Raw genomic sequence first — 12,747 nt, 5'->3', positions numbered from 1 at the left:
AATATCAAGGAAATTCCGCTATGAAAGCAATTCGCACTGCCTTAGTTACCCTGATGATCGCGGGTGGTCTCGTCGCCGCGCCCGTTTCTTTCGCGACGCCGCCCGTAGCGCCGGTCGAATCGCCGTCGGTCGCAGTCGGTCCGCAGTACGACACGACGCACGTATACGTGGCACCAGAGGACTTCGACCGCTTCACCGACAGCTTCGCGGCGACGTTCGGCGGCAGCAAGTCGAAGCAGGGTGTGTTCCAGGTCACGCCGGCACCGAGTCAGACGATGTCGCAACTCGTATTTACCCCGTCAGGCACGATCTCCGTGTTCGGCTTCAAGACGCCCATGCCGTATCCCTTCGGCGCGGAGCGCACGGGCTACCTCGTGACGGACATGGACGCGGCGGTGAAGTCGGCGCGTGCACTCGGTGCCGATGTGATCGTCGATACGTTCCCCGACCCGATCGGCCGCGATGCGATCATCACATGGCCGGGTGGTACCAACATGCAGCTCTACTGGCACACCGAGGCCCCGCACTACGACAAGCTGCAGACCATTCCCGAGAATCGGGTCTACGTGTCGCCGCAAAGCGTGCACAAGCTGGTTCACGATTTCGTCAAATTCTCGCACGGCAAGGTGGTGTCCGATGACATGAAGGCGCCGGGTGTCGAGATCGGCAGACCTGACGACACCTATCGCCGCATTCGAATCGAATCGCCGTACGGCAAGATGACCGTGCTCGTGACGGACGGTCATCTGCCTTACCCGTTCGGGCGCGAAGTGACCGGCTACGAAGTATCGAATCTGGCCGATACGCTTCAAAAGGCGAAGGCCGCTGGCGTCAATGTGCTGGTGCCGCCGTTCACCTCGGCCGGGCGTGATGCCGCGGTCGTGCAGTTCCCGGGCGGCTATATCGCCGAAATTCACGCAGGCGCGGCGCAATGAAGTCCGAGGACACGATCCTTGCCGCGATCGCCGGCTTTGTCGACACGCTGAGCTTCGTTGCACTGTTCGGTCTGTTCACCGCGCACGTGACGGGCAACTTCGTGTTGATTGGCGCCGGCATCGCCGGCTCGGGGCAGGGCGTTCTGCTCAAGCTGATCGTGTTCCCCGCGTTTATCGGCGGAGTCGTTCTCAGCAGCCTGCTCGTGCGTTGGCTCCCGCAGGGGCATGCGCGTCAGGGCGCACGCTTGCTCTATGCGGTGCAGGCCGTGCTGATCATCGGCTTTTGCCTCGCCGGCGTATGGGCGACGCCGGTAAGCCGGCCCGATAGCTTGCCTGTCATCGTGGCCGGCGTCGTGGGTGCGTTCGCAATGGGTGTGCAGAATGCGCATCCGCGCCTGATCCAGCGTCCTGGCGTGCCGAATACCGTAATGACGGGCAACGTCACGCAAGCCGTTCTGGACGTGATCGACATGCTGTCGCCGGGCACGGTCGACAGCGTGCGCGCCGCGGCGCGCACGCGCTTCGGGTCGATGATGCCGGCCATTGTCGCGTTTGCGGTTAGCGCGGTGGCCGGGGCACTGGGGGTCGTCTACATGGGCTTCTGGGCGCTGCTTGCGCCGGCGTGCGCCCTCGTCGGGCTCGCGGTGACCACGGGAGAGCATGAGCGCGCGATCGCACCGGGGCACTCATGAATCCAGGCGGCGCAGGGAATCATCCCGCTCAGGCCCGGCGCGTGAGCGGGACGGGCAAACACAAACACAAGCCGACAAAGGCAAGGAAATCCATGGTATCGAGCACGACGCGCGGGTGTCGATTCGAGAAGGCCGCGCGCTTGACGGCCATCGCCGGGCTGTTGCTGATGGGCGCCGACGCAGCGTTCGCGGATACGGCTGCGCAACCGGTTACAGGTGCGAGCCTCGCGGCTGACTCGGCCGGTGCGACCACTGGCACGGTGGTGAATGACGCCACAACGACCGACGCGTGTAACGTCAAACGTCCTGCCGTAATGTTCAACCGCTGGCAGGAGGACTGGTCGGTGCTTGCGAACCCCTGCGTTCCGCGCAAGCCACTCGACAGCCTCAAGTACATTCCGCTCGGCGGCGACCCCGCCTCATATCTGTCGCTTGGCGCGAACCTGCGTGAGCGTATCGAAACCAATGACGCCCCGCTGTTCGGTATCGGCTCTGCGCAGTCGGATACCTATCTGATTCAGCGCATCGAAGTGCATGCCGATGCACATCTCGCCGAGCACTGGCAGTTTTTCGTGCAATTCGTGGATGCGCGGGCGTTTGGCAAGAATGTGGTCACGCCGGTGGACAAGAATCCGCTCGATCTCGAGCAGGGATTCGTGGCCTACACCGGAGCGGTCGGCGGCGGTACGTTCAAGTTTCGCGTTGGCCGCCAGGAAATGGGATTCGACTTGCAGCGTTTCATTGCGGTACGCGATGGCCCGAACGTACGACAGGCGTTCGATGCTATCTGGGCAGACTACGAATACCAGAAGTGGCGCTTTATCGCCTACGCGACGCAGCCCGTGCAGTACCGTAACGCGACGGTGATCGACGACGTGTCGAACCGCAATCTGACTTTCAGCGGCGTGCGTTTCGAGCGCCAGTCCGTTGGGCCGGGTGATATGTCCGGCTACTGGTCGCGCTATAACAACACCAACGCGCGATACCTCGACGCTCAAGGTTCTGAGCACCGCGACGTCTGGGACCTGCATTATTTCGGCACGCGCGGCCGCGTGGATTGGGATGCCGAGGCGATGCTGCAGACGGGAACGGTCGGTAATAGTACGGTTCTCGCGTGGGCGGTCGGCTCTCTCGCGGGTTACAAGCTCGACCTGCCGTGGACGCCGCGCATCGCGCTGCAGATCGACGCTGCCTCTGGCGACCGGCACCCGCATGATGGGCGGCTCGAGACCTTCAATCCGCTATTTCCGAACGGCTATTACTTCACGCTCGCAGGCTATACGGGCTACGCGAACCTTATCCACATCAAACCATCCATCACGCTCAAGCCTTCGGCCAGTCTCACGCTGCTTGGCGCGCTGGGCTTCCAGTGGCGCGAGACGACCGGCGACGCCGTGTACCAGCAGCCGAATCAGCCAGTGCCGGGCACGGCGGGAAAGGGCAGCCGGTGGACCGGCATGTATGTGCAGTTGCGCGCGGACTGGACGATTGCGGCAAATCTGGTAGGTTCGGTCGAAGCCGTGCACTTCCAGGTGGGAAACTCGATTCGTGAGGCGGGCGGCCGCAATGCCGACTACGCCGGCGTCGAACTCAAGTACGGGTGGTAGGACTCGTCGGCGATCAGGCTCGTGGCGATCCCCGCGGCGTGAGGAGCTGCCCTCTTAGGGGCGTGCTCGTCGAAGGCGCATTGGAACTTCTCTGCGACGTACGTCCGGGTGCATTCGAAAAGGCTATACGTCGCCTCTGGCCGGTCGAAACAGACGTTGACAAGTGACTTCGAGACAAGTTCATCCATGCGGCTCTGGTGCAAATGGTTGGTCAGGCCGATATTTTTCCTATCGATATGGATACCTTATCGATAGGACAGGGCAGAATTTCAGACAGCGAGTGCAGCGGTATCTTTAAGCCCGAGTATGTAGAAGTTGAACTGTCCCTTGCGAATGCGATGCATCAATTCGATGTCTGAAATTGTGGTCACGGCATTCCGGAATCGTTTGAAGCCGAGCATTACGTTCGTTCTGGACTTGATGTTTCGATGGTCCTGCTCGATCAGATTGTTCAGGTACTTCGAGGACCGGATCTTCGTGTCCTCAGGCTGCAGGTCATCGGCCTTCATCTCACGCACCCCCGGTGTGATGCGGGTTCGGCGAATTGAGGAGATGCGGCAGGCACGCTTGCGCGCACACGAACGTGCCTCTGCCATTGACCCCATGCATCAGGTCGTACCGTTTGACGGGTGTGTCTAGCGTGCCAGTCAGTCGAATGGCGCTGGCATTGTTCACGAGGATATCGATGCCACCGAACAACCCAACGGTCTCGGCAACCGCGGCTTTCACGCGTTCTTCGTCGCGAATATCCACAACAAGCGGGAGCGCGGTGCCGCCAGCGGCTTCAACAGCCGCCGCTGCCGTATAAATCGTGCCCTCGAGACGCGGGTCCCGGTCGCCGGTCTTTGCGGCAATCACGACATTCGCGCCGTCGCGTGCGGCTCTGAGTGCAATGGCGAGTCCGATGCCGCGACTGCCACCAGACATGAATATGGTCTTGCCGGCAAGGGTCATAGTCGTCTCCTGAACACTCCCGGTAGCATACGCTGCTGCCGTCAACACGCCATTGCCGATGTAGACGTTACGCGTGAAGGGGATGGCGTGCGTTACTCATCTCGTCGTGAGCCGGAGTCGCTGAACCCGTTGTTCGCGCGTGGCTTCCTTCGCTTGTGTTTTGTATGGTGCAACTGGCGACCTTGCCAAGCGCAAGACGCTGCCTGCACGCTATGAGGCGCATCGCGCAGACTCGGTGCCCGCGGCAGGAGTAAGTATTGGCGTGGTACGCAGACGACTTGACGCCAGTGCTAACTGCGACTGGCAGCGACCCTGCAGATTGGTGAGCGAGTCCACGTCGCCGACGACTTTCTGACGGCGTCGTATTGATCGTGAAAGCCGGCATGACCGGCGGGGGGCTGCCGGCCAGAATGCGCGTTTCGGCTTTACCTGGTCCGGCGAGCCACCCGTACAGCCCCAGCCGCTCCCTCTGTCATGTACCCGCCAGCAGTGAGCGGGACACGAGAACTGTATAAAACGCGCCAGCCTTTTACTGGCAGCGGGCACTACTGCCCTGTTTTTGCCGGCATAACATTGTCGTCCGGCGACATACTGTGCATGCCTGTATCGGTCGAGCCAGTGTTCTTTGTCATTTTGCCCGGTCTCGCGTTCCACGGGCTCGAGACAGGCTCGCTGTGGTATGTCATCCCTGCTGTTGCGGCACCGTGAGCACCGCCGCCCCCACTTCCACCGTTCCCATTCCCTCCACCCTGCGCAAACGTCGCGCTCGAGGCGCAGAGCGAGACGACAGCGACGCACGACAGCACGACTTTCCGCGTTGCCTTTTCCATCACATTTCTCCTGCGATTTCGGCGCGTGCTGTAGCAGCGTCGAAGTTTCATGCACCGCTAACGCCTGACCGTTGGATGACTGATTGCGCAGCGGCGAAGCGCAAGCAGCCGCTCGGGCCAGAACAGGGCAGACTTTTGCCTTATCCGGACGCCAGGCATGCAGGTAAGTCGTGGTTCGGCGCCGAAAATGACAGAGCCGGGCTGGATTCGAACATTTGACCGTGCGCGCCGGTCCTGCTACTTCGGCATCGGCATCTTGTCGACCATCACGACTACGCCGTTACTCTGGATGACGTCGTAGGCCGAGATGTCTGCTGTGCCCCCGCCGCGTCCAATAGCACGATGTTGTGTGGTCCGTCCGGGGACGTGAGCGTCTCGCTGTTCACGGTTTTAAGTTGCACCTTGTGACAGGGAAGGATAGAGGTCAGCATCGGCTTGTTTTCTGGTTTGATGAGGCTGTCGACCGTGGCCGGCGGCAATGCTGCAAATGCTTCATTGGCCGGTGCGAAAACGATAAAGCGCGCAACACGCTTGTGCGTACCCACGAGGCCTACTGCCTTAACTGCGACGACGGGCGTGGTGTGGTCCGTCGAATTCATCGCGATATCCACAATGTCTTCAACGGGATACGTCGCCGGACCGCGCGCCGTGACGGTATCGCTAGCCGCGAGAACCCGGACCCTGCGGCTGACAACGCGGCAGCAACGAGAAAAGCTGTGTGTTTCATGACAGTTTCCTCATCACGCGACGCCGGATTGCGCTGCGTTGACTGCATATACGGAGGCCTCGGGCAGCTGGATGCGGGAGCGACAGGTGTGTCGCTGCTTCCGATGGCAGTGCGTGCAACCAGGCGCGACTGTCGGCCCTGATTTGCCGATTGTCGATTCCGCTGTCAATCACGACCTTAGCGTTCTATAACATAAACGCAGCAGCGGTCTTATCGGTCAATGGGCGTACAACGTCCTGTCACCGGCGCACTCATTGCGCATACTTCTGCCCCGCCCGGTACCAGCCTCGCGTCATTACCCAGGTAGTCACCGAATAAGTCCGGCTTCGGGCACAAACGGTGCAACAAGCCAACTTCGCATTTGCTCGGCTAAACGGCGTCGGAGACGACGCTGTATGGCATTCGCAGACCCGAAGTGGGCTCCGCACGTCCGAGAATCCCGTGTCGATTTCGAGTTCGGAGCACGCGAATAGCGAATCTCATGCGTGCAAAACTCAACGTAGATTAAAGGAGCCAACGTGAAATCATCACTGATGGTCGCTTCTGCTGCAGGGTTGTTTGTCATGGCCGGGTTTGCGCATTCGCAAGGCACGCCTCAAGCCCCTCAACCCGCCCCACAGGAAAACGCCCCGACTCAAGCCGCAGACCCAAGTGCGGGGATGGAGGCATATGGCGGCATGCCCGACACGAGGGTACAAAGCGGCGTAAAACATGGCAGGCCCTGCAGGGTGGACCCACAATGCAACGTTTTTTTCGGGGGGAGCTAAAAAAACTAACTGACGGCGCGCGAGCCGACAACGGAAGCACTAGGCGCCCGCGCCGAGATGGGGCCGACGACCTTGGTCGGGCTGGCCCGGTCCTCTTTCATTCTTTAAGGTTCGGGGACGCCTGATTCGGGAAGCCTCTGGACATGCGAAGCGCGCCGGCTTCAAGAGCGAGCGGAATGGAGGGCACTACGAGAGTTTGGACGCTCGGGCGCCTTGAGTTCGAAATAGACGCCGCGAATTGCATGCGTCAGGACGTAGACCTCGACTCAGACCGAGGCCCAGCGACTTGTCGACATGTCGCATCTGTTTGGCGGTTTGCAAACGGTGAGCAGGAATTTTTGCTGACCAAAATTGTGTCCGTACCCCTCACTGGGCGCCGTCAGTCGGCAGGTTCCGAGTTGCCCGTCGGCACAAGCAGCGGTCGTTCGACTACATTGCTCTGCCGCGCTGCGTTTCGCGGTGCGTGACGTTGTCCGCCAGCAACCGTTACATTGTGGCCAGTAGCATCTGCCCATCTACAGGCTTGCGAAGAAACCCATCGTAGCTGACGAAGGCCGGTGGGCTAGGCTCTCCGGAAACCAGTATGAAAGCAACGTCAGCTAGTCTGGGCAGCGTGCGCAGACGATGACAGAGTTCGCTGCCCGACATTACCGGCATGCGCCAGTCGGCGACCACTATGTCGACAGTGTCGTGCGCCATACTCCGCGCTGTGAGCGAAAGCGTTTTACAGTCGTAACTTTCCGAAGCGAGCCCCCGCCCCGACGACTACTGATGAATGGCCGACGTTTCGCGACCGTTCCCGGCGGCCGCAACCAGATGCGCATGAACCCCGCGGCGCTAGGCATCCTGCTTGCTGAAGTAAGCTAACTGTATTAAAGGGCGCGGCGCAAGTTACGTCGCGCCGGACCGCGGAGCTGGTTATGAAAACGCCGGATGCAACGTCGCGCGCGGGCGGCATCGTTGCGGTGGTGGTCCTGTCCGCATTTTTGTCCGGTTGCTACTACTACGTGCCCTACGGCTACGTTCCGTACGGCGAAGTGCCGGCGGCAGCGCCGCAGCAGCAATATCCTTTCTCGATGACCGACGCAGCCGCGACCGGTGCGGCCGCGTCAGATGTAATTGCATCGACGAACACCTATATCGCACCAGCCGCGCCCGTCTTCGTCGTGCCTGCGTATTACCCCGTCGCGTATCCGTACTACGGCTGGCCCGCGTGGTGGGGACCATCGGTGTCACTGAGCTTCGGCTATTGGGGCGGATGCTGTTACGGCGGGGGCCGGCACGGCTACTGGGGCCACCACGGCTATTGGGGCCATGGATATCGCGGCGGTTGGGGCGGTCATGGCGGCTGGGGTGGGCAGGGATACCCAGGGGGTGGTATGGGCGGCGGCGGCCATTACTGGGGCGGTGGCGGCGGTCACGGGCGTTCACATTGAACGCTAACAGAGATGCGCTCGTCGCGTTCAACAGTTCCCCGACAGCTGAGGCCGTGGGTGAACTGGACGCAACCCGCCAACGCGCGGCAGCGTCGGACCGTGCGGCGACCAGTTTCAGCCTCCGTTGAACGTCGACGAGTCTTTCAACACCTCCGCTGTCAATTCAACTGACGTATGACGATAAGCAGAACTATCTGCCAGCGGAAGTGCCCGGACGTCGAAATTTGACTACAAGGGCCTTTCTGGCGGGAGCTGCCTATTGCCCGCGCGATTGAAGAGAAGACCCGGTGGCTTCGGGGGCTCCGCTGCTTCCATTAGTCCCAGGTTGCATTATCGACCGTGTCCTTCGCGTCGTACGGGGCGTATTTAAATGTCTGCTGAACGGGTCCGTGGTTATACTTACGTATTAATCAGTAAAACTAACTGGCAACGCCATTTAATAATATTTTATTACATAAGAAGCATTCCTGGCAGCGCCGCAAACTTCGCGTAATAAGGATATTGAATGAATGTGCTCGTCGTCGACGATAATGAGTTCGTCGCGGACAGTCTGGCTTTCCTGCTGGACTGCATTGGTCACCGCGCCGTTATGGCGCACGACGGGGAGACTGCGCTGGAACTGCTCCGTGCCGGCGCTTTCGAACTCGTTTTCCTGGACGAAAACCTCCCCGACATCAACGGCAGTGCCGTCGCGCTGTCGCTGCTGGACAGGCCAGTCTTCCCCCGGCCCTTTGTCGCCTCCATGACGGGTGACAGCGATAGCAACGAAGAGTTTGCCCGGCTCTTCGATGTGTGTCTGCAAAAACCATTCTCTCTCGAAGCACTCATGCAAGTCATCGAACATGCTCGCTGCAACAGCGATGCGAGCGCTCTCCTGGCCGCCTAGGCATTGCTTGCTGTCTGCTGCGGCGACGCCGGCGGTCGAGCGGGTATTCCACAGAGAAATTGATAATGACCGGCGTCAGACGAGAATGCTTCTCGCGCTGCCAGTCCCAATGGAATACCCCGCCGCATCAGCGCGGGGTGCCTTGACCTTTCTTCCTCGCTATCGAAAATTCCAAGGACACCGACGCGACTATAAGCTTGTTGTCCGGGGTAATCGTCACGCTTGCCGTACAGCGCGCGCTTGGCGTCGTCCTGCTCTTTGCCGTTCGCATGACCCCCACAATTCGAAGCGTTCCGAGTGAACGGCGGTGTTGGCGCCGCCTCCCCGTCAATATCAGCTTTGGCGGACGCGGTGGCAAATATGAGCACTGGCCTCATGCCGGGCATGCCGCCAACAGAGCCGGAACTTGGCCTGCACGACGCAGGAATCCTCCCAGACCGCAAACGCCCAGACCGGACCACAATAATTTCCGCGCCCTCACGTCAGCGGCATCGTGTCCGAATGGGCGCAGGCGAGCCCTACTTGGGCCTTGCGAATCCGCAGCCGATTCAATTGACGCTCCCCGGTCTCAGGCGTATCCGAAGCGGGGCGTGCCGGCGGCTTCCACCCGCCCGGAAGTACAGTGGCAACTGCGTGCTTCATGATGGATTGCGAGCCACCGGGTGACGCCAGTTCGACGGTGTAGCGGTCGAATGATTCGATTTTTCCGGTCAGACGGATGCCGCTCTTGAGAAAGACGCTTACAACCATCTTGTCCCTGGACAACATCTGGAGAAACCCGTCTTGCACGGAGGGTGGAAGGACCATCAGGAGCTCCAGCTTAATGGGTGTGAACACTCTCGATGGTAATGCGGCTGCGGCATTCCATCAGGGCGAGTGCGGGAAAATGCTGATGTCTAGCGACTGCTGCCTCACAAACCTGACCCGTGAGATTGCCGTCAGGGTGAGGTCAGGTCTGTTTTCTCGACCAGCGCATCGAAGGCTTCCCGCCCGTCTTCAGTTCCTGCATGGCCGCCGCGAATCTGGCCAATGCCAAGGTCGATGGTTGCTCATGTGGGTCTCCTGCGTAGTGCGCTCCGAGCCGTAGTGACGCGGCTTGTACCTCTCGCGCGGCGCTGACCACAACTCGAGGGCGCGTGCCTCCGCCGAGAACTTTTTTTCTTTCATCGTCGTTGTTTCCTGGGGGGCGGGCGCGACCATCGTCCGAACGCTTCGGTCGGCGTTTGGCGTGGCTTCCCTGAGGCTGCCTGCATTGGAAGCACGGAATGCGGCGACTTTAAAAGATGCGTCGGATTTAATCGGTGCGGGACGTCACAGACGGTCGTCGCTGGAGCCGCGTTATCGGTCCGCAAAGTCTGCTGCCGACAATACTATCGGCACGCCGGTCTTCTTGAGCGTTCTTCTTTCGACGGCTGCCGTTATGCGCTGATGTCCGTCGGCAAACGCTTTCAATACGCGCGCCTGGTTTGCGCCGGCCGGCAACCAGAAATGCTGTTCGAGCGCGTCGCGGGTGATTGAGCATTGCACCGACCGGTTGCGAAAAGATGCAACGAAAGCAACCACTTTTCCGTCTGAAGAAACGCAGGGTTCCGCGGTGAGGGTGTCGTCCATAGTTGTATAGAGTCCTTATTGACCAAACGCAGAATTGCCGCCGAGAGCACCCGCTGGCATACCCGGTCAATAGTAAACCAGACGGCCCCGCGGGGTTGACCGCTGTCGAGATTTTCTTCCCTTGTAGTTGCATCGGCGACCAACTCCGACTTCGATGGCGTGGTGCAATAGAAACTCCGCAGTGCTATCGATGAGGCGAGTTCCGCCTGGATGTGCGAGCCCCTCTGCCGGTTGGCCTAACCCATCGACTTTTCCGAACTGGAGACGGATATTTCAGGCGCGAATGCATCGATGCTTTCCAGCAGTCTCTGCAGTCGTTGATGCTGGTTCGGTGAAAGACTCTGCGTCGCAAGTGCCTGAAGCACGCGCCTGCGCCAGTAAGTTCTGGAGAATAGAGACTGCGCTCCTTCCGCGCCCAGCACCTGCTCAAGATGGCCAATCGCAGGGGCGATATTACGGAACGTGTAGGGACTTATGCCCGTCGGGGTTCTGTCAGTGAAGGTCATTGCGTGCGCTCTGATTTACCTGCTTCTGCTTTGCGGCATATGTCCGGAAAAAAATGGTTTCCCCAACTTTACTGGTATGAAAAATATAACAATATCGGTCAGGACTTGAAATCAAGCAATGCAACAAACAGGCTGCTGCGACGACCAAATCACACGGCGCTAGCGCCAGCACATACTCCTGGCCCGCGGGTCCCGGGCGGGAACACCTGCCATGTGCCGTCATCGTGCCGGAAGAAAAAAAGCGCAACCGAACCTTCCGGTCGCTGTACCTCAACGCGTGCGTAACGTCCGCGGCTAGAGCCTGTGCGACTGAATCGGGTTACCCGAATCGGCGTCGCCGCAGCTGGCGTCAGCCATTTTTCAACCAGCGAACGCAGGGACCTTTCTGCCGTGTTCATCCGCTCCTCCTTCAGTTTCGTAACCGTCGGCTCGGCGTTGCCCTGTGGCACTCGCCTCGATGTGCCTGCGGCCTCGAAGAAAGTGGTCACTTCGCGTGATGGATGCCGGACGAAATCAAACGAAGCTACGGCAGGCGACCTGCGCAACGGCGCTTGAAAATTTCTGGCGCAGGAGACGAGTTCCGCGACCGCGTGCGAGGCGCACCGGCGCCTCGGACCGCCACAGGCGGCCACCCCGCAAGCGACGCGGGCGGGGTGCTCGCCTGAACGATTTGACAGTAGTGAGCTACGATAAAACGCTATTACTTCTCACTGGTTTCGACCGGTGCTGGAAGCTGTCGAATCCGCTTGACCGAGGTCGAAGCCGCCGCGCTGATATTGCTCTCCGCAGTCTCTACCGCCTGCTTTGCGGCCTTCCTCGCAGCTTCATACGTCGTGTTCGCCGTCTCGCTTGCCGTGGTGATGAAGGTCTTCCACGCAGCCACGGCGTTTTCGCTTCCCGCCGGCGCGTTCTTCGCGACGCTGTCGACAAATGCCTGTGCATCGTGCTGGAACTGCCTGATTTGTGCTTCGGCGACGGCGGCGAATTCGGCTTGAGTGCTGGAGATAATTTCGTAAACGTGGCGCCAGTATGACTGTGCTTTTTCTATGGCGGGTTGAGCCTGGCTTGCCTGTTGTGCGAAAAACTCCTGCGGCGCTCCGGCCGAAAACGCCTTGACCAGGATTTCCTGATTTTCGGCGAGGCTTGATTTGACTGCTTGCATGTTCAATTCGACCAGCTTTTCGACGGCGCAAAATGATTTCGTCAGGATGCCGAATGTTGTGGCAACACCAGCTTTCTGCGCCGCGACGATTTGTTCCGGGGGAATACTGCTCATCGTTAACTCCATGGAGGTGAGGTGACCAACGTCAAAAAGTCAGATGAATGAAATCGCAAGCTATGAGTCACGAATGGGTTTGTGCGCTGCAGCAATAGTCATTCTATGAAGGAGCGCGCGGATGTCAACTACAGATTCGGCGGCAGCGCCGGGCGGCGTATGAGAACGCGGGCAAACGCCCCGTCGGTATTGGGGGCGAGCGAATACAAAGGGAATACCCGCAGAACATTTGGATTCGTCAGGATGCTAATGATGACCTTTTCCTCAGATGTGTGCGGTGCCACAAAAGCGCCGCGGTTCATTTGATGCTGAGAGCCGGTCCTGGGCGAGAGCTGGTTACCGGATAACATAAAGCGCAGTCTTGATGACAAAATATTTTCTGTTTGACAGGGCATACTGGCGAAGGAATAGTTGAGCCAGAAACCAGCCGTCAGTCGGCTTTTCGATGCAGCGCGACCTGGAGCTAAGCATGACGTCACTGGGGCGTCATGACGGGTATGTAAGGTTGACCGGCAGCCGG

The 12,747-nt window shown here is 59.8% G+C and carries 12 protein-coding genes and 3 pseudogenes; 6 read left to right on the top strand and 9 right to left on the bottom strand.

Features of this window, described 5'->3' with window-relative positions:
* Nucleotides 1-20 precede the first annotated feature (20 nt).
* From OKW43_RS04390 to OKW43_RS04380, 3 genes are all read left to right on the top strand, one after another.
* Nucleotides 21-935: a glyoxalase gene (locus OKW43_RS04390; protein WP_187633462.1), complete on the top strand. Its 915-nt coding sequence runs from the start codon at nucleotides 21-23 to the stop codon at nucleotides 933-935.
* On the top strand, nucleotides 932-1,627 hold the full coding sequence (locus tag OKW43_RS04385) for a YoaK family protein (RefSeq protein WP_429445504.1): 696 nt from the start codon (nucleotides 932-934) through the stop codon (nucleotides 1,625-1,627). The genes OKW43_RS04390 and OKW43_RS04385 overlap by 4 nt, the downstream gene beginning before the upstream one ends.
* A gap of 92 nt (nucleotides 1,628-1,719) precedes the next feature.
* On the top strand, nucleotides 1,720-3,234 hold the full coding sequence (locus OKW43_RS04380; protein WP_429445502.1) for an alginate export family protein: 1,515 nt from the start codon (nucleotides 1,720-1,722) through the stop codon (nucleotides 3,232-3,234).
* On the opposite strand, the gene OKW43_RS04375 is transcribed toward OKW43_RS04380, so the two are convergent.
* The 3 genes and pseudogenes from OKW43_RS04375 to OKW43_RS04365 form a co-directional block, all read right to left on the bottom strand.
* Complete coding sequence (locus tag OKW43_RS04375; RefSeq protein ID WP_187633459.1) at nucleotides 3,201-3,422, bottom strand: hypothetical protein; 222 nt, start codon at nucleotides 3,420-3,422, stop codon at nucleotides 3,201-3,203. The genes OKW43_RS04380 and OKW43_RS04375 overlap by 34 nt on opposite strands.
* Nucleotides 3,423-3,503: 81 nt before the next feature.
* Nucleotides 3,504-3,704 (bottom strand): annotated as a pseudogene (locus tag OKW43_RS04370) (DDE-type integrase/transposase/recombinase); the annotation flags it as partial.
* A 58-nt stretch (nucleotides 3,705-3,762) separates the two neighbouring features.
* A pseudogene (locus OKW43_RS04365) lies at nucleotides 3,763-4,188 on the bottom strand (SDR family NAD(P)-dependent oxidoreductase); the annotation flags it as partial.
* Between the two features lie 139 nt (nucleotides 4,189-4,327).
* On the opposite strand from OKW43_RS04365, the gene OKW43_RS04360 reads away from it, so the two are divergent.
* Complete coding sequence (locus tag OKW43_RS04360; protein ID WP_429445500.1) at nucleotides 4,328-4,543, top strand: hypothetical protein; 216 nt, start codon at nucleotides 4,328-4,330, stop codon at nucleotides 4,541-4,543.
* Between the two features lie 747 nt (nucleotides 4,544-5,290).
* Here the strand turns inward: OKW43_RS04360 and OKW43_RS04355 are convergent.
* Nucleotides 5,291-5,617, bottom strand: coding sequence for a fasciclin domain-containing protein (locus OKW43_RS04355; protein ID WP_429445498.1), 327 nt, complete (start codon nucleotides 5,615-5,617; stop codon nucleotides 5,291-5,293).
* A 1,381-nt stretch (nucleotides 5,618-6,998) separates the two neighbouring features.
* A pseudogene (locus tag OKW43_RS04350) lies at nucleotides 6,999-7,259 on the bottom strand (response regulator); the annotation flags it as partial.
* 173 nt (nucleotides 7,260-7,432) lie between these two features.
* Here OKW43_RS04350 and OKW43_RS04345 point away from each other — a divergent pair.
* Both OKW43_RS04345 and OKW43_RS04340 read left to right on the top strand, forming a co-directional pair.
* A complete protein-coding gene (locus tag OKW43_RS04345) occupies nucleotides 7,433-7,948 on the top strand; it encodes a hypothetical protein (protein ID WP_429445496.1) in 516 nt (171 codons plus the stop codon).
* 505 nt (nucleotides 7,949-8,453) lie between these two features.
* A complete protein-coding gene (locus OKW43_RS04340) occupies nucleotides 8,454-8,834 on the top strand; it encodes a response regulator (RefSeq protein ID WP_429445494.1) in 381 nt (126 codons plus the stop codon).
* Nucleotides 8,835-9,311: 477 nt separating this feature from the next.
* On the opposite strand, the gene OKW43_RS04335 is transcribed toward OKW43_RS04340, so the two are convergent.
* From OKW43_RS04335 to phaP, 4 genes are all read right to left on the bottom strand, one after another.
* Nucleotides 9,312-9,641, bottom strand: coding sequence for an RNA chaperone Hfq (locus OKW43_RS04335; RefSeq protein ID WP_429445491.1), 330 nt, complete (start codon nucleotides 9,639-9,641; stop codon nucleotides 9,312-9,314).
* Nucleotides 9,642-10,172: 531 nt separating this feature from the next.
* Nucleotides 10,173-10,445, bottom strand: a complete 273-nt coding sequence (locus tag OKW43_RS04330; protein ID WP_429445489.1) for a DUF1488 family protein — start codon at nucleotides 10,443-10,445, stop codon at nucleotides 10,173-10,175.
* Nucleotides 10,446-10,681: 236 nt separating this feature from the next.
* A complete protein-coding gene (locus tag OKW43_RS04325) occupies nucleotides 10,682-10,951 on the bottom strand; it encodes a hypothetical protein (protein ID WP_429445487.1) in 270 nt (89 codons plus the stop codon).
* A 700-nt stretch (nucleotides 10,952-11,651) separates the two neighbouring features.
* Nucleotides 11,652-12,227 (bottom strand): TIGR01841 family phasin, encoded by a 576-nt coding sequence (phaP, locus tag OKW43_RS04320; RefSeq protein ID WP_429445485.1) that lies wholly within the window; start codon nucleotides 12,225-12,227, stop codon nucleotides 11,652-11,654.
* Nucleotides 12,228-12,747: the final 520 nt, after the last annotated feature.

It is taken from the genome of Paraburkholderia sp. WC7.3g (assembly GCF_050436345.1).
GTDB lineage: Bacteria > Pseudomonadota > Gammaproteobacteria > Burkholderiales > Burkholderiaceae > Paraburkholderia > Paraburkholderia podalyriae.
Note: the sequence above shows the minus strand (reverse complement) of the source record. Positions and strands in the feature narration are given on the sequence as shown.

Excerpts from the sequence above, each read along its gene's own strand:
- OKW43_RS04380 (WP_429445502.1), top strand. The coding sequence starts at position 1,720 with ATGGTATCGAGCACGACGCGCGGGTGTCGATTCGAGAAGGCCGCGCGC.
- OKW43_RS04335 (WP_429445491.1), bottom strand. The coding sequence starts at position 9,641 with ATGGTCCTTCCACCCTCCGTGCAAGACGGGTTTCTCCAGATGTTGTCC.
- OKW43_RS04385 (WP_429445504.1), top strand. The coding sequence starts at position 932 with ATGAAGTCCGAGGACACGATCCTTGCCGCGATCGCCGGCTTTGTCGAC.
- OKW43_RS04355 (WP_429445498.1), bottom strand. The coding sequence starts at position 5,617 with ATGAATTCGACGGACCACACCACGCCCGTCGTCGCAGTTAAGGCAGTA.
- phaP (WP_429445485.1), bottom strand. The coding sequence starts at position 12,227 with ATGAGCAGTATTCCCCCGGAACAAATCGTCGCGGCGCAGAAAGCTGGT.
- OKW43_RS04325 (WP_429445487.1), bottom strand. The coding sequence starts at position 10,951 with ATGACCTTCACTGACAGAACCCCGACGGGCATAAGTCCCTACACGTTC.
- OKW43_RS04390 (WP_187633462.1), top strand. The coding sequence starts at position 21 with ATGAAAGCAATTCGCACTGCCTTAGTTACCCTGATGATCGCGGGTGGT.
- OKW43_RS04340 (WP_429445494.1), top strand. The coding sequence starts at position 8,454 with ATGAATGTGCTCGTCGTCGACGATAATGAGTTCGTCGCGGACAGTCTG.
- OKW43_RS04375 (WP_187633459.1), bottom strand. The coding sequence starts at position 3,422 with ATGGATGAACTTGTCTCGAAGTCACTTGTCAACGTCTGTTTCGACCGG.
- OKW43_RS04345 (WP_429445496.1), top strand. The coding sequence starts at position 7,433 with ATGAAAACGCCGGATGCAACGTCGCGCGCGGGCGGCATCGTTGCGGTG.
- OKW43_RS04330 (WP_429445489.1), bottom strand. The coding sequence starts at position 10,445 with ATGGACGACACCCTCACCGCGGAACCCTGCGTTTCTTCAGACGGAAAA.